The sequence below is a fragment of the Endozoicomonas sp. ALC020 genome, assembly GCF_049275935.1.
Lineage (GTDB): Bacteria > Pseudomonadota > Gammaproteobacteria > Pseudomonadales > Endozoicomonadaceae > Endozoicomonas_A.
Window position 1 is genome coordinate 2,629,645 of the sequence record NZ_CP184830.1, and the last position, 14,901, is coordinate 2,644,545.

16 protein-coding genes are annotated in these 14,901 nt (G+C 48.6%); 4 read left to right on the plus strand and 12 right to left on the minus strand.

The window, feature by feature from the left end; genetic code table 11:
• Positions 1-33 precede the first annotated feature (33 nt).
• The 7 genes from ACOJUO_RS09375 to ACOJUO_RS09405 form a co-directional block, all read right to left on the minus strand.
• Positions 34-624: a DUF3037 domain-containing protein gene (locus tag ACOJUO_RS09375; RefSeq protein WP_422139626.1), complete on the minus strand. Its 591-nt coding sequence runs from the start codon at positions 622-624 to the stop codon at positions 34-36.
• A gap of 125 nt (positions 625-749) precedes the next feature.
• A complete protein-coding gene (locus ACOJUO_RS09380) occupies positions 750-932 on the minus strand; it encodes a HipA family kinase (protein ID WP_422136466.1) in 183 nt (60 codons plus the stop codon).
• Positions 933-1,038: 106 nt separating this feature from the next.
• Positions 1,039-1,251 (minus strand): hypothetical protein, encoded by a 213-nt coding sequence (locus tag ACOJUO_RS09385; RefSeq protein ID WP_422139627.1) that lies wholly within the window; start codon positions 1,249-1,251, stop codon positions 1,039-1,041.
• Between the two features lie 27 nt (positions 1,252-1,278).
• Complete coding sequence (locus ACOJUO_RS09390) at positions 1,279-1,629, minus strand: hypothetical protein (protein WP_422136467.1); 351 nt, start codon at positions 1,627-1,629, stop codon at positions 1,279-1,281.
• 243 nt (positions 1,630-1,872) lie between these two features.
• A complete protein-coding gene (locus tag ACOJUO_RS09395; RefSeq protein ID WP_422139628.1) occupies positions 1,873-3,453 on the minus strand; it encodes a hypothetical protein in 1,581 nt (526 codons plus the stop codon).
• A gap of 86 nt (positions 3,454-3,539) precedes the next feature.
• Positions 3,540-4,352, minus strand: a complete 813-nt coding sequence (locus ACOJUO_RS09400) for a phytanoyl-CoA dioxygenase family protein (RefSeq protein ID WP_422139629.1) — start codon at positions 4,350-4,352, stop codon at positions 3,540-3,542.
• Positions 4,353-4,452: 100 nt separating this feature from the next.
• Positions 4,453-4,773 carry a hypothetical protein gene (locus ACOJUO_RS09405; RefSeq protein WP_422136470.1) on the minus strand — a complete coding sequence of 107 codons (321 nt, stop codon included), beginning with the start codon at positions 4,771-4,773 and terminating at the stop codon, positions 4,453-4,455.
• Positions 4,774-5,106: 333 nt separating this feature from the next.
• Between ACOJUO_RS09405 and ACOJUO_RS09410 the strand changes: the two genes are divergently transcribed.
• On the plus strand, positions 5,107-6,300 hold the full coding sequence (locus ACOJUO_RS09410; protein WP_422139630.1) for a class I SAM-dependent rRNA methyltransferase: 1,194 nt from the start codon (positions 5,107-5,109) through the stop codon (positions 6,298-6,300).
• On the opposite strand, the gene ACOJUO_RS09415 is transcribed toward ACOJUO_RS09410, so the two are convergent.
• The 3 genes from ACOJUO_RS09415 to ACOJUO_RS09425 form a co-directional block, all read right to left on the minus strand.
• Complete coding sequence (locus tag ACOJUO_RS09415; protein WP_422139631.1) at positions 6,301-7,422, minus strand: aminotransferase class V-fold PLP-dependent enzyme; 1,122 nt, start codon at positions 7,420-7,422, stop codon at positions 6,301-6,303.
• Positions 7,412-8,170, minus strand: a complete 759-nt coding sequence (locus ACOJUO_RS09420; RefSeq protein ID WP_422139632.1) for a tryptophan 2,3-dioxygenase family protein — start codon at positions 8,168-8,170, stop codon at positions 7,412-7,414. The genes ACOJUO_RS09415 and ACOJUO_RS09420 overlap by 11 nt, the downstream gene beginning before the upstream one ends.
• A gap of 146 nt (positions 8,171-8,316) precedes the next feature.
• Complete coding sequence (locus tag ACOJUO_RS09425) at positions 8,317-8,973, minus strand: HAD family hydrolase (protein ID WP_422139633.1); 657 nt, start codon at positions 8,971-8,973, stop codon at positions 8,317-8,319.
• Positions 8,974-9,233: 260 nt separating this feature from the next.
• On the opposite strand from ACOJUO_RS09425, the gene rppH reads away from it, so the two are divergent.
• The gene (rppH, locus tag ACOJUO_RS09430) at positions 9,234-9,734 is read left to right on the plus strand and encodes an RNA pyrophosphohydrolase (protein ID WP_422136475.1); all 501 of its coding nucleotides are present in this window, start codon (positions 9,234-9,236) and stop codon (positions 9,732-9,734) included.
• A 220-nt stretch (positions 9,735-9,954) separates the two neighbouring features.
• Complete coding sequence (gene ptsP / locus ACOJUO_RS09435) at positions 9,955-12,228, plus strand: phosphoenolpyruvate--protein phosphotransferase (RefSeq protein ID WP_422139634.1); 2,274 nt, start codon at positions 9,955-9,957, stop codon at positions 12,226-12,228.
• 85 nt (positions 12,229-12,313) lie between these two features.
• On the opposite strand, the gene ACOJUO_RS09440 is transcribed toward ptsP, so the two are convergent.
• Entirely contained in the window at positions 12,314-12,745 is a 432-nt protein-coding gene (locus ACOJUO_RS09440; RefSeq protein ID WP_422136477.1) for a hypothetical protein, read from the minus strand.
• Between the two features lie 205 nt (positions 12,746-12,950).
• Complete coding sequence (locus ACOJUO_RS09445; RefSeq protein ID WP_422139635.1) at positions 12,951-13,724, minus strand: NRDE family protein; 774 nt, start codon at positions 13,722-13,724, stop codon at positions 12,951-12,953.
• A gap of 365 nt (positions 13,725-14,089) precedes the next feature.
• Between ACOJUO_RS09445 and ACOJUO_RS09450 the strand changes: the two genes are divergently transcribed.
• Positions 14,090-14,890: a carbon-nitrogen hydrolase family protein gene (locus ACOJUO_RS09450; protein ID WP_422139636.1), complete on the plus strand. Its 801-nt coding sequence runs from the start codon at positions 14,090-14,092 to the stop codon at positions 14,888-14,890.
• The last annotated feature ends 11 nt before the right edge of the window (positions 14,891-14,901 follow it).

Below are 14,901 nucleotides of genomic sequence, written 5' to 3' on the forward strand. Positions count from 1 at the left end.
GTTGGTCTGGTTGCGCTATTCTCGGTCAGGCTCCTAGCAGCCTGTCGGACTTAAGACTGTCCTACTGCGGTTGCAATAAATTGGTCTAAAAATCTCTGTTTCTTCGTCAAATAGCTCGCTATTCTCCTCAGAAACAGAGACTTTTATCCTCAATTTCTTGCAATCCTCGCTACGGACGCTTAAGTCCGACAGGCTGCTAGTTTGCAATTCATGCTCATAATTGTTCTTCTGGGCAAAATCATGAAGCACAAAACGATCAAACAACTCATTGGCAATTGCCAGAGGCTTTTGAGTCATTTTGACCCGCTCTTTATTGAACCTGAGAATAGCTTCAAGAGGACGAACAATAAGTTCAAAGGCCTGCACTGCCGTCATCTGACCATTGCTGACCGATTCTTCCAGGTAAAGTAACTCTTCATGCAAGTGCTTGACTGAGTGAGTAAAAACCCTGGGGTCAAGGTGTTTGAAAAATTGGGTCAGCCGGGCGTAACTGGTCAGCTCCAACTGGAATGCAAAGTGATTTTGACCAGGCACTACCGCGACCACCCCGACATTGGCAAACTCGCCGGTCTCAGGGTAGGGCATGAACTGCACAATGGCATAACGGCAAGCGTATTTAGTCATCTCATGCTCCAGAATTGTTCGGTGGTATATTCGTCCAGTATGGCAAACAGGGCTTTGGAGTCTAGGTCAAACACCATGCTTTCCTCAAAATCCCGCCAAGGCCACTCATTTTGAGCCGTTTCAGCTCATTTATGAAAGTCAGTTAATGCGACCTCCATCCTTTCTTTACACTCAGCGATGGTTGCCAGATCACTGAAAATTCGGCCCTGTTCTGAATTAAAGACATGATATTTGAAAAAAGATTCCCTGGTGAAGTCAGGGTCAAATGCAAGATTGTGGTCAATAGGCAAGAGGATATAAGAAGCCACACTTCAAGATGATGGTGTACTTGCTGACAGGAAAGCTCGACTTCAGTGGAGTGAATGAAGCCTGCTTACCCACTTAAAATTCAAAAGAACCGGTTCTGGCTATCTTTTAATCGTATCTATCGGTGTTGAAAACCACTCTATCTAAGGTGGTTTTAGCTGCATGGCTTGGCAGGTTTGTCGTTCTCACTGAACAGGGTGGCGTGGTTGGCTTGCACAGTCGCTTTTTCGGACTCTCTACCCAGAATTTCTGTGAAGATTCTTGCTCTTCCTCTCCTTGCCTTTGTAAGGTGCTGGTAAACTCCGATAGCTGCATTAGCATCGTCGGTTTCCTTTTCCCCGTAGTTTCTTACGACAGGGGTAATGTTGGAGGTGTTTGCGAAACAACGGATTGAACCCGTTTCATTTTTTGGTTGATATGAGCTAACAGCAGTGCTGTAAGAATTGTTGCTTCCTTTTCGCCATATTCAGTATCACTGTCCACCAGATCCACTATGGCTTTATAAGTACGCAGATCGACTGGCTCGTCACTCTGACTGAACATGGCGGCGTAAGTGGCGTGCATAACCGCTTTATCAAACTCTACGCCCAGAATTCTGGTGTAGTTTCTGGCGTGCTTCTCGCACTCTTTGCCTTTCATGGTGTTGATGGCCTGAGCTAGTTTGAGGTCAGGGAGTTTGAGCAGGTCGCGGGTTTTCATGGTTGGTAAAGTACTTTTTATAAAGTAATTTAAGGCCGATGCGGGAGTTTATTCGATGGTTGATGGAAAACCAAGGTGTACCAAAGAGATACTTGCTAAAAAGCATACGTCATTTCGAGATGCTGAAGAATTCTATGGAAATACTCCCTGTCCTACGCACGCAGTTTTTTTAAGTGCGCTGTCACCTTGCCTTTAACAAGCTTGGGACGAGCCAAGTTTGTTTTATATCAGAGCCTCATCCAATTATAGAGCCAGCAATATGGCCAGAATGGTTATAAAACCTAAACCCCAAGTCATTCTTTTTGAATCCGCTGATGAAGTGGTGGCCAAGCTGCCAGATGAAGTGGAGGTCAAGCTGTTATTAGATATCGTGTTGCTTCTAAAAGCCCTATCGGTAATAAAAGCAGAGGTCGTAGCGACTGTCGGGCAGACTGCTGATTCAAAGAAGAAACGACCTTCGAAGTTGGTCAGTCCGTCACAGGCCGTGGCAGACGAGTTAATGGCCGTCCAGGTATTTAGAATCTGGCTGATGGTATAGGGAATGGTTGTTGGCACGGAAACGCTTGAGCCAGCCGATGGCATGGCAACCGTTGAACTTGGTGTTGACATGTCATTGGGTGGAGTCGTCGGTTTTTTGCACTTACTTCCCAGTCGTAATGGATCATCAGCTTTCAGGCTGAAGTGTTGTTGCAGTTGTTGCCATGGACTGGTGGCTTGCAGTTGGTTACAGGCCAGGGCCAGCTTAAGAGGGGGGCTGACGTTTATAGCGGGCGCTGTTACCCGGATCCGGTTGCCTGCCAGGTTAAAGAGAGGAGGCTCTGCATTGGCATCGGTATGACCTATAAGAGTAAAGCCTCCCACCCGGGGCGATCGTTGGGCACGAGCGTCGCGAAGTGTGTTAGTAACGCCATCATTGATAATGTCTACGGTATTTCTGAAGATATCCAGATGGGTTCCGGACCCGAGAGTAAATTCACCTGCCTCTGCCATTCTGCCCCGGAATCTATTATCAGTAACAGTGATTCTCTGTAACTGGTTCCTGATAGCAGGAAGATTTACAAATATCCCATCTTCGGGCATATAGTTCAGGTACCAGGTCTTGATGAGGTAACCCCTGACCGTGTTATTGGCAAACTGCAGGCCCGGGCCAGGACGATCAAGATCGGCCGTTGCATCCAGTGGTTCTTTGCAATCAAGATTAATTGCGGACCTCTTGGGAAGATGGAATATGTTGTCTTCTACAATCAGTCTCCGGTTGTAACATTCTGCGAAAACAATAGAGTCAGGTATGGGGTGGGCAGCGTCTGGGTGACCAGCTGTGTATCCAAGTGGCCGGAAAGTAAGGTGTCTGATATGGCTGTCTCTTTTTTCTCCAAACCGGAAATTTTTAGTGGTTCCTACCTTGACCATGTAGAAGTCTCCGTGACCTCTGAACTTGATAACGATTTCAAAACCGTCATCAGCGGCTCCAATAATGCTCTGGCCATCCTTTAAAACTATCGGATCTTTCAAAAGGTACTCAACCGGGTTTCTACCTCTGACAGGAACCGTTTTGGAAGAGAGCAGTATCACCGTATTTTCAGGAGCCTGATGGATCAATTCATCTAAATTTTCTTTCTGGTTGGCACTGAGAACAAGACACTGTCGTCCGTGAACAAGCTCTCTATACTGGTTTAGCCGTCGCTGAACACCCGCCGTTTGTCCTGTGAGAGAGTCGCACGACACCGGGGCAGGCATAGTCGCCGACTGAGCCTGTAAACACAGAGCGTGCAACAAGAATAGCGGGCCGACAAACAGTGCCAGATAAAGCTGCAGGCTACTCATGTTCTGGATTCCATAGAAAAGTGAATAGGAAGCCTGGACGTTGCGTTTATGTTTAGCCACCTGAAAGCCGGGTCGTTCAGAGGGTGTCAGTTATATTCCTCCAGCCCCAACAGTTTTTTACCCAGCTCAGTGAGCCGGGCGGGCTCTCCCGGTTCCGGATCTTGTTGATAGTTTAGGCCCCGCCACTTTTCTGGTGCTCTTTTTTCCTGCCAGAGTTGTATGCGTTCTTCAGCCGTTTCTTCCAGGCCTACCGGAAACATTGAGATGTAGACGGCCAGTCTGGGTCTGTCCGAAACATTCAGCATGCCAGAATGGGGGAGTCCTGAGTCCCAGATAACCAGTGAACCGGCCTCGCCTTCTATAGGTTCTATCGGATATTGACTGAGTTCCTCTTCAGAGAACCAGAGACTTTCACGGTGCTTAAGAACCTCATCTTTTTTGAAAAGGCTGGGTACACAGCAGAATGCCCCCTGGTCTTTTTTGGTGTCGGTCAGATAGAGAATGCCCTGCAAGCGCAACGATGTCAGTTTTTCAGCCGGAAAGTCGAGATGGATATGACGTTTTAGCTGATCTGCTTCGGGGTCAAGAGAGGGAGGCTTGAAAGACAGTCTATCCATTCGAACCCAGAGTTTTTCAGTGCCGAGGAACTGAGAGAAGAGTGTGTGAATATTGGGATGTTGTCTTATATTCCAGAGGCTCTGGTGCTGGTGAACGGGAACAAGTCCGTTGTAACCCAGGTCTTTTTTGTACCAGCTTTCCGGCTCGCCGAGGTCAATTTCAAGAAACTGTGTGATTAAATCAATTGCGTCATCACAGAGGGGCAGGGGGATGGCATCAGGAATGACTGTGTATCCGTTCTCGTTGAGTTGGCGCCTGTTTTCCTTTGACAGAGTCAACATGCTTATGCCTCACTGATTCAGTTCAGGTGTTCTTTCAGAATAAACAGTCCTGAACTGAATAAACAGCCCTGAGCTGAATAAGCAGCCTTTGAGACTCTTTTCAGTGGATTGTTTCGTCGGCTTCTCTTTCTTCCAAACCTTCCAGCAGGGATTCGAGAACGATCTTGAGGGTATCGGTTTCTTTGTTGAGTTCATAATGGCGAACCATGGCCACCATGGCCTGCGCCATCGGATAGAGACGAAGGAAGTTTTTCAAATCGTGTGGCTGAATAGCCTGGCCGGCATTCTCGACAAAGTGATTGGCACCGGAGGCTGACCCTTTATTGGCAGATTCTACCAGAGACATAATCTGCTCAAGATCTTCCAGGTCATTAAATCCCAGAAGCATTTCAGCCAGACTCTCTTGAAGACGCGCTCTCATAGTCATTACTCCTACAGGAGTCCGCCGGAATTATGACCCGTCAGGCTCCAGGCAAGTTAATAACTTGCAGAGTAAAGACGGATTATCTTGTAACCAATTCGTATGTCTGTCGATTTTTTGCGACTTACCAGAATGTTGGTTAGCTTTTTAGTGCTTTTTCAGAGAAAAACACTTAACGAGAGCCTCTTTTTTTCAGGTGTCGAAAAGCACTGGTAGGTCAATCACTGATAAGGGTCAGCACAGAGTGATAAACATCCCGGCATGACCGAAGCGCCCTGAACCCTTATAATGGCTCTTTTCCTGTTTCCTCCTTGCCGCTCTGGTAGTAACTCCATGACGTTAAAAACTCTCCGCCTGAAGAATCGGGCTGATCGTCGATTGAAAGCTGGCCACCTCTGGATCTACAACAACGAAGTCGATACCCGGACTTCTCCCCTGAGAGATTTCAAAACAGGGGAATTGATCAATATCGAAAGTGCTGAAGGTAAACCTCTGGGGACAGGTTATATCAACCCGAATAGTCTGATCTGTGCCCGGCTGGTCAGTCGGGACAGCAAATATGTCCTGGATCGTTCACTGCTGGTGCATCGTATTCAGGTAGCCCTGAGTCTCAGGGAGAGGATATTCGACAAACCTTTCTACCGTCTGGTCTTTGGCGACAGCGATGGTTTGCCGGGACTGGTGGTTGATCGTTTTGGCGATATTGTTGTTGCTCAGATGTCCACTGCCGGTATGGAAGCGGTCAGGGATGACATTGTTGATGCTCTGGTCAAGGTGATCAGGCCTTCAGGCATTCTTTTAAAAAATGATGGAACTGGCCGCCAGCTGGAAAAGCTGCCTGAGTATGTAGAAGTCGCTTATGGCGAAGTGCCGGAAAAAGTGGAGCTGGAAGAGAACGGTGTAACCTTCAGGGCGCCGGTCATTAAAGGCCAGAAAACAGGCTGGTTCTACGATCATCGCCTGAACCGCGAGCGTTTGCGTCACTACGTCAGCGGTAAGAAAGTACTGGATGTTTTCAGTTATGTCGGTGGCTGGGGCGTTCAATGCGCGGCCTTTGGTGCGAGTCAGGTGACTTGTGTTGATGCTTCTGAGCAGGCGGTGGAGCTGGTCCATGAGAATGCCGGGCTTAACGGCCTTGGGGATCGTGTTGAGTCTATCCGGGGGGATGCTTTCACAGTCCTGAAAGCTCTCAGGGATGAAGGTGAAAAGTTCGATGTTGTGATTGTTGATCCACCGGCCTTTATCAAGAAACGCAAGGACACCAAAGCGGGTGAACAGGCCTATCGCCGGATTAATGAGCTGGCCATGAGGTTGCTGGAAAAGGATGGCATTCTGGTGTCCTGTTCCTGCTCCATGCATCTTCAGAAAGATTCACTGTTCGATGCCCTGAGAGCGGGCAGCCGCCATATTGACCGTAATTTGCAAATTATCGAGCAGGGTCATCAGGGCCCCGATCATCCCGTTCTGCCTGCCATACCGGAGACAGAATACATCAAGGCCATTATTGCTCGAGTGACCCGGGCCTGATCAGAGCCGGTTAATAACCTGAACCAGTTGGTCTGCGTCTTCTTCCGTATTATAAATATGAGGTGAAAAACGCAGACCTTCGGATCTTTGATCGCAGAATATGCCAGCATGATCCATGGCTTGCATCGCTTTCTGGTTATCCTTGAATGAGATGGCCAGAGTGCCTCCTCGACGGTTTTCCTGCATTGGAGAACGAATCTCTCCCTGATTAATTTGAGCGATAATATGATTAATCAGCTTCTGGTTATGCTGAAAAATATTTTCCGTACCGATACGATCCAGAGTCCGGATACTCTCTGCGGAGACGGTAAAAGGCATAATGGAAGGGGTTCCTCCCATAAAACGCCCTGCGTCAGCCGCATAGTCAAAGTGATGAATATCAAACGCCATGGGGTTCTGATGAGAGAACCAACCGACATCCATGGGCTGACAGCATTCGATGATGTCATCACTGGCCCAGAGATAGCCGCTGCCGGGACCGCCACACAACCATTTAACACTGGAACCAATGACGAAATCGGCTTGCCAGGTATTAAGGTCAATGGGGACAACTCCGGCTGACTGGGCGATATCCACGATAGAAATTATCGACTTCTTTTTGGTCAGTCCTGTGATGTCAGCTACGGGCAAGCGCAGACTGTCATTGGACTGAACGTGAGTGATAAAAGCCAGCCAGACATCGTCGGACAGCATGTCATCCCAGCAGTTCAGGTCTGTAAGGTTCGTTTCGTGAGGTATGAAGCGGGGCTTCAGTCCAAAACGTTTACACAGGGTCTGGATCACAAACCCCATGGAAGGAAAGTCTCGTTCTGACATCAAAATATGCTGGCCAGCAGCAGCCGGTGGCAGCGAACCCACTATTTTGGTCAGTGCACTGGACAGGTTGGTCTGCGGGCAGAACTGTTGGGTTTTAGCGTTAAGCAGATTGGCCAGAGCAGCATTGAATCGGGTCAGGTTTTCGAGCCATTGTCCCCATGCGTGACTGCCCTGTTGTTTCCAGAGTTCCAGAAAATGACTCTGAAAGGCATCACTGGCGGAAGCGGGCAGACAGCCAACCGAGTGATTCAGAAGATAGACGCTTCGTTCGGGCCGATGGAAACGCGCTTGAATATCAGTTGTCATGAGCGGCATTTTTGGTGTTGCCCAGGGCGTCTCTTTTTACGCCGTATTCTCCGCCCCAGGCATCGGTCATTGCGCCACGGATATCCCAGAGTTCGGGAAAAAAACGCTGTTGAATGCCTTTTTGCAGAAGTTCAACAGAGCGGCCTTTTAAGGATTTTGCACCTATGCCAATGGTTCTGTAGATCAGCTTGAGATGATGAATACGGAAAGCCTGAAACTGTTCATCAAATTCGGTGAGGGCTTCTGCCACAACATAGGCCTCGCAGTGACTGTATTGTGAGTTATAGATCTTTTCTACCGTCAGCCCTTTCTGGTCGAGGTAATGCTTTTGATAACTCTCCCAGAGGAAGGGGGGCATTTTCAGCAAGGTTCTGAATCCGGGGGATTCCTGCCCGCTGCCATTACCCAGTTGCAACCGGATTTCCTGATATTCTTTTGGCGACATGCTTTCCAGCAGACGCAGCTGGCTGGTCATCAGGGTAAGTGTTTGCTGTACTCTCTGGAACAGGCTGATGATTCGGTGAGTATTGGTTTCTTGAATGTAATCATCGATGTCCAGAAGTGTGTAACCGATCAGTTTCATCCAGAGTTCCTCGATCTGGTGAACGACCTGAAACATCAGTTCATCTTTATTACAAAGATCAGCCATGGGCTTCTGGGCTTTCAGAATCTGTGAGGTATTGAGATAGACTTCGTAGTCCAGCTTACCTTCACCTTCCATTAATGCGTAGAAGTGGGATCTGTCCATTGTTTCTCCGCTTTTTTGATGATTGTGAGCAGAGGTCCGGGTAAGGCCAATCTGCTGCAATGGAGGTACCAGCAATGAATAGAGAATTCGCTGGTACCTCATAAATAAAGCACAGAAACGGACGGTTCTTAAAGAGTAAAATAGATTTATCTGAGGCTGATGACGGGCCATCCTTTCTCATGAGCAACTGTGGTCAATTCAGGGTCAGGATCAACCGCGAACGGGTGATCTACCTGACCCAGCAAGGGCAGGTCATTTTTTGAATCACTGTAGAAGTAACTGCCTTCCAGAGAATATGCCGGATTTTCCTGCAACCATTGCTTAAGGCGGATCACCTTTCCCTCCTGAAAAGTCGGTGTGCCGACCACTTTGCCTGTATAGCGGTTATCTTTAATCTCAAGCTCAATGGCCAGTAGCGTATCGACATCAAAGGCTTTGGCAATGGGCTCGGTAACAAATCGGCTGGTGGCGGTTATGATCATCAGGTGATCACCCTGTTGGCGGTGTTTTTTCAGGAGGTTCGCAGCTTTTTCCAGCATGATGGGGCGAATGGTCTGTTCCATGAACTGGTCATGTCGGACTTTAAGTTCGTCCAGAGTGTAACGGGTCAGTGGTTCAAGGCAAAAGTCGAGGTATTCGCTAAGTACCAACGTACCCGCTTCATACTGACGATAGAAATATTCATTGCCATCATGAAAGCTGGCTGCATCCACCATGCCTTCATGGGACATGAATTGTCCCCAGAGATAGTCACTGTCACCGGCTATCAGGGTGTTATCAAGATCAAAGATTGCCAGAGCCACAAATCCTCCTGCCAGACTGCGCTGCTATAAATGTTTGCTGATTGTACTATGAAAATCTTCTGAGAGGCTGTTCATGATTTCTTAGGAAAGCGAAAACGGCGAGAAATTGTTTCTCATGTTAATACTCTTGTCACAGTTTTGAAGAGTAATAATTGATTAATTATCAAAAGTGGCATCCTGATTGCAAAGATCTTGATTGCCGTTGTGCAGCGGTTTATGAAACAATGCAAAGCAATAGATAGTTTAAGGTAGTCGCTTACGTGATTGACACAGATGGATTCAGGCCCAATGTGGGCATAATCCTCGCTAATCATCACGGACAGGTCCTGTGGGCCAGGCGAATCAGACAGGAAGCATGGCAGTTTCCCCAGGGGGGCATAAACGATGATGAAACCCCCGAAGATGCCATGTATCGCGAGCTGTATGAAGAAATTGGGCTTCAGCCGGACGACGTAAACGTTCTGGCGTGCACTCGTGGCTGGCTGCGTTATCGCCTGCCCAGAAGACTGGTTCGAAGGGATCAGCATCCGCTTTGCATTGGGCAGAAACAGAAATGGTTTTTGCTGGAGCTGCTAAGCAGTGATGACCGGGTTAGTGTGGATCATACGGGATCACCGGAGTTTGATGGCTGGCGATGGGTCAGCTACTGGTATCCCCTGGGGCAGGTCGTTTCATTTAAAAGGGAGGTCTATCGCCGTGCTTTGCGCGAGCTGGTTCCCCGAATAGGACGCCTGCAAGCTAATCAAGCTAACAATGTGTAATTGTCATGACTTTTGACACTGAGACTGTTGCCAATGCTGACATCAGCCTGAAAGGCACAGATAATATTCACTGAGGTGCTATCCTTGCACTTGCGTGATGAAAGCCTGTTTCTGACAGTCATCACACAGAAACCATTTCATGGTAAACAACAGAGACGGGCGTCTGTTATTTTTAGATAGCAGACACAGGAGACAGATAAGCAGACTGGACTAAGTCACCATGCTGAACACCCTGCGTACGATTGTACAGGAAGTCAGTGCCGCCTCGGATTTGCAGGCTGCGCTAAATATTATCGTGCGGCGGGTTCGGGATGCGATGAATACCGAAGTCTGCTCAGTCTATCTCTACGATGCTGAACAGGCTACCTATACGCTTATGGCGACAGAGGGCCTCAATAAAAAGGCTGTCGGTGTCGCTCGTTTATTCCAGTCTGAAGGTCTTATCGGTCAGGTCGGTCTCAGAGAAGAGCCCATTAATCTGAAAGCAGCTTCCTCTCATCCTAAATATCGTTACATTAAAGAAACCGGTGAAGAAAAGTTTCATGCTTTTCTTGGGGTTCCCATCATTCATCATCGGATGATTCTGGGTGTGCTGGTGGTTCAACAAAAAGAACAACGCCGGTTTGACGAGCATGAAGAGGCTTTTCTGGTCACCATGTCTGCCCAGCTTGCAGGTGTCATTGCCCATGCTGAGGCCACAGGTTCCCTGCATGTTACGGTCAATACCCGCAAGACAGCTCGCTTTCAGGGGACGCCTGGCGCGAGCGGTGTTTCCATTGGTGAAGCCGTTGTCGCTTCTCCGGTGGCGGATTTGGGGGCCGTTCCTGATCGTACCTGTCACGACATCAAAAGAGAACTGGACTCTCTGGATCTGGCTCTGGAGTCGGTTCGTTCGGAAATGAAGGCCACAGCCGAAAAACTTTCTGGCCATCTGCCGGCAGAAGAGCAAGCATTATTTGATGTCTATCTTCGGATGCTGGACGACAATGCTCTGGGGTTGGAAATCAGGAACCGGGTGAAGCAGGGTAACTGGGCACCGGGAGCGCTCAGGCAGGTAATAGACGAGCACGTACGTACTTTTGAAATGATGGACGATCCCTACATGCGTGAGCGTGCGGTTGATGTAAAAGACTTGGGTCGTCGGGTTCTTGCCAGTATCCAGCAACACGATCATGAATGCATAACCTACCCCGATCAAACCATACTGATTAGTGAAGAACTGACGGCCAGTATGCTGGCAGATGTTCCCCAGGAGAAGCTGGTGGGCCTTGTCTCTATTCAGGGTTCGAGCAATTCCCACGCGGCCATTCTGGCCAGGGCTCTGGGCATTCCTACCGTAATGGGGGCAGTCGATCTGCCCTATCACAAGATGTCCAGCAAGCAACTGATTGTCGATGGCAACCTTGGGCTGGTTTATGCCTCGCCTTCCAGAGAACTGCTGGAACACTATCAGGCCGTTGTCGAAGAAGAAAAAGAATTCAGCGAAGGGCTTGAAGCAATCAGTGACCTGCCCTGTGTTACCCCGGACAATCACCGTTTACCACTGTGGGTTAATACCGGTCTTATGACTGACACGGTTCGTTCACTGGATCGTGGAGCAGAAGGTGTCGGTCTTTATCGTACCGAAGTTCCTTTTATGCTCAAGGAACGATTCCCCAGTGAAGCAGAGCAGGAAAAAATTTATCGTCAGCAGCTTGAAGCCTTTGCCCCCAGACCAGTCACCATGCGTACGCTGGATGTGGGCGGGGACAAGGCTCTGTCTTACTTTCCCATTCAGGAAGACAACCCCTTCCTGGGGTGGCGAGGTATCCGTGTAACCCTGGATCATCCGGAAATATTTCTGGTTCAAATCCGGGCGATGCTTAAAGCCAGTGTTGGACTGGATAATCTTCGAATCATGTTGCCAATGGTGACCAGTGTTTATGAAGTAGAAGATGCACTGCATCTTATCCACAGAGCGCATGGCGAAGTGTCAGCTGAAGGTTTATCGGTTGTGATGCCTCCCGTCGGAGTTATGATTGAGGTTCCTGCTGCGGTCTATCAGGTCCGTGAACTGGCGCAGAGTGTAGACTTCATGTCGATCGGTTCCAATGATCTCACGCAATATCTTCTGGCAGTGGATCGAAATAATCCCAGGGTGGCTGACTTATATCACTCTTTCCATCCGGCTGTTTTGCAGGCGCTTCGAAAAGTGGTCGAAGATTGTCATAAAGAAGGCCGAACCGTCGGTATTTGTGGTGAAATGGCCGGTGATCCAGTCGCTTCTGTTCTTCTTATGGCCATGGGGTTTGACATGCTTTCCATGAGTGCCACCAACTTGCTCAAGGTGAAATGGGCGCTTAGGAAAATCACTCTGGAAAGAGCCAGAGAGATTCTTGATGACGTGATGATGCTGGACAATTCTCATTTGATCAGGAGTTCGCTGGAGTTGGCTCTTTGTCGTGAGGGACTTGGTAAAGTCATGGGTATCAAAAGCAAGCGCTTCTCCAGCTAGTAGTGCAGACCTTCCATGGTCTGAGTCGCTGACAGAAGATCCTGAGCTTTGAAAAGGATAACACGACAGAAACTTTGTATCAGAGCTAGGATTTCTTCTCGGAAGTGTCAGCTTTGATTCCATAGACCACCACATTGGATGAGTGATCGAGGGGAGCCTGAATATAAAGTACAATTTTTTTAATAGAGCGGCCATGGTCAGGAATCGGGAATCCGCGTGTTTCCAGTCCTGGCAGCACTAACTTCTGGACACTCAGGTCAATCACTTGTCCGTCACTCATATGCACCTTGGCAGAACGAATCTTCAAGCTGCCCTGAGTGATATGAAATTTGATGGTTTTGTAGGAAGTATCTTCGTCTGCAGAAGATATTTTGATGGTTGCCGTGTCTTGAGAAGGGATTATATGCTTTTCGCCAATTTGCTGCCAACCTCCAGCGGCTTGCAGGGTCATGGAGAACAACAGCACCAGCGCGGCCAGCAGGGACTGATAAAGTCGGATCAGAGCTTGTGATCTCATCGTTTTACCTCAACAGGATACCCCGTATTTCTAGTGCGGGGTTCGGTGACTTCGTATTGACTGCGAAAACGTGCACTTTTCGGAAGATGCTGAAAGCGATGTTTCAGACCTTCTAATAGGAATAGAGACAAACTACATGCTATGAAAGTTAGCTGCTTTTGGCTGCTTTGTGGTCTTTTTTTAGGTCGACCAATCAGGTGGCTGGCTACCATGACACTGGAAATGACATTGAGAACCGGAGTTTTTTTCCAGTTTCTCCGTAGGGCAGATAGATTTGCTCGGTCCAGCTGAGAGAACCCTGTTTGTCGAGAATCAGGACACTGGTGTTTCGGGTTCCATAATGTTCACTGGCCATAAAGCAGCTGGATAGAAACTTTTCCTGCTCCTGGCTTACACCGGTATCGGGAAGTTGGTCATCGGGCGCTTTTGAACTGTCGTGCATCATAAAAATCAAGCCTTCAGGTTCGGGTTTCTGATGATGCTTGACATGCAGCGCCAGTCCCTGCCTGACTTTCTCCAGCTTGGGCCAGGGGCTGTTCAAGAGGTGATTGCTAAGGGCATGGAAGCCAGGCCTCAGTGAAACAACACGACCCATACGATTGGAGTAGTAGTAAAGACCGCTGGAATCACCGACCAACAGGTTAAAGCCGGAGTAATGATCCGCTTTAAGATGAATCTGGTTCAGGAATTCTTTGGGTGACAGATCACTATTTAAAAAATCACTTACCAGGTGACCACGGGACAGGGTTCCCGGGTAAACAGGCGATTCCCGATAGTTGGTGACTGCGGCCATTCTGCCTTTGCGACTCAGGGCCAGCCAGCTGCCTCCAGCTTCTAAATCCCGGCCACCAAAAATCTCCGGATTGTCTTCCCAGAAGTGAATGGTTCTTGCTGGCCGCTCATAGAACTCATCGCGGTTGGCAGCCAGAATCAGCGGGTACTGAGCCTCTGGTTGCCAGTGCAGGGTAATCAGACACATAGATTGAGATCATCTCTTTTTTTATAAACATTGCTGAAATTCAACAAACCGCTGCGAGTCGGGATGTTGTCTGACGATAACAATAAACGAGATTCGGTTAACAAGTAACAACATTATCTAAAGTAAACTTTGCTCAATCTGATCTGAATGCTGGTGTAAATCGGCTTCTTGAGAGACGGGTCTAATACCAATTGTGCTCTCTAACTCCCGTGATGAGCATGGAGATTTGCGCCTTGGCTATGGCGACGGTCGCCAACGCAGGATTAAGGCTCAAATCTTCAGCGCAATAGCGAGTTAGAAAGTTCGATTGGTATTATCAGATCTATTAAACTGGAGAGGTTAACCTATGGCAGAGGGGAAAGCCTATGAGTAAAGCGGTAACCGCTGCTGTGGTCCAGATGTGTTCCGGACCTGATGTTCAAGCCAATCTTAAGCAGGCAGAAGATCTTTTTTCAAGCATGGAGTCTTCAGCTGACATAATTGTGCTGCCTGAATGTTTTGCTCAGTTGGGGGGGGATATTCCCGCTCTGGGCAACAATACCAGCGTGGTCAGAAACTGGATGTCCCGCATTGCCCGACAATTCGGGGCCTGGCTGGTAGGGGGGTCTATACCCTGTGTCGTCAATGAAGGAGAGAACAGCAGGGCGTCCTGCTTTGTTTATGACCCCAAGGGTAATGAAGTCACCCGCTACGACAAGATCCATCTCTTTAATGCCGATATATCGGACGGCACTCGCCGTTACAGGGAATCCGATGACTATTCGCCGGGGAATGATCTGAATGTAGTGGATATGGAATTTGCCAGAACAGGCCTGACCATCTGCTATGACGTTCGTTTTCCGGAGCTCTATCGAGAACTGAGAGTCAGGGAGTCAGAAATCATTACTGTACCTTCCGCATTTACCAGGGTGACTGGTCAGGCCCACTGGGAGCCGTTATTAAGAGCCCGCGCTATCGAGAACCATTGCTATGTTCTGGCGGCTAACCAGGGCGGGACTCATCCCAACAAGAGAGAAACCTGGGGACACAGCATGATTGTTTCGCCCTGGGGTGAAGTGCTTGCAGAGGCCGATAACACTCCCTGTGTACTGACCACCGAGCTGAACATAAAAGCACTGCAGGAGATCAGAAAGCAAATGCCTTGCTTTGAACATCGCGTACTCTGAAAGAACTGTTC

Excerpts from the sequence above, each read along its gene's own strand:
- ACOJUO_RS09375 (WP_422139626.1), bottom strand. The coding sequence starts at position 624 with ATGACTAAATACGCTTGCCGTTATGCCATTGTGCAGTTCATGCCCTAC.
- ACOJUO_RS09385 (WP_422139627.1), bottom strand. The coding sequence starts at position 1,251 with ATGCTAATGCAGCTATCGGAGTTTACCAGCACCTTACAAAGGCAAGGA.
- ACOJUO_RS09390 (WP_422136467.1), bottom strand. The coding sequence starts at position 1,629 with ATGAAAACCCGCGACCTGCTCAAACTCCCTGACCTCAAACTAGCTCAG.
- ACOJUO_RS09395 (WP_422139628.1), bottom strand. The coding sequence starts at position 3,453 with ATGAGTAGCCTGCAGCTTTATCTGGCACTGTTTGTCGGCCCGCTATTC.
- ACOJUO_RS09400 (WP_422139629.1), bottom strand. The coding sequence starts at position 4,352 with ATGTTGACTCTGTCAAAGGAAAACAGGCGCCAACTCAACGAGAACGGA.
- ACOJUO_RS09405 (WP_422136470.1), bottom strand. The coding sequence starts at position 4,773 with ATGAGAGCGCGTCTTCAAGAGAGTCTGGCTGAAATGCTTCTGGGATTT.
- ACOJUO_RS09410 (WP_422139630.1), top strand. The coding sequence starts at position 5,107 with ATGACGTTAAAAACTCTCCGCCTGAAGAATCGGGCTGATCGTCGATTG.
- ACOJUO_RS09415 (WP_422139631.1), bottom strand. The coding sequence starts at position 7,422 with ATGACAACTGATATTCAAGCGCGTTTCCATCGGCCCGAACGAAGCGTC.
- ACOJUO_RS09420 (WP_422139632.1), bottom strand. The coding sequence starts at position 8,170 with ATGGACAGATCCCACTTCTACGCATTAATGGAAGGTGAAGGTAAGCTG.
- ptsP (WP_422139634.1), top strand. The coding sequence starts at position 9,955 with ATGCTGAACACCCTGCGTACGATTGTACAGGAAGTCAGTGCCGCCTCG.
- ACOJUO_RS09440 (WP_422136477.1), bottom strand. The coding sequence starts at position 12,745 with ATGAGATCACAAGCTCTGATCCGACTTTATCAGTCCCTGCTGGCCGCG.
- ACOJUO_RS09445 (WP_422139635.1), bottom strand. The coding sequence starts at position 13,724 with ATGTGTCTGATTACCCTGCACTGGCAACCAGAGGCTCAGTACCCGCTG.
- ACOJUO_RS09450 (WP_422139636.1), top strand. The coding sequence starts at position 14,090 with ATGAGTAAAGCGGTAACCGCTGCTGTGGTCCAGATGTGTTCCGGACCT.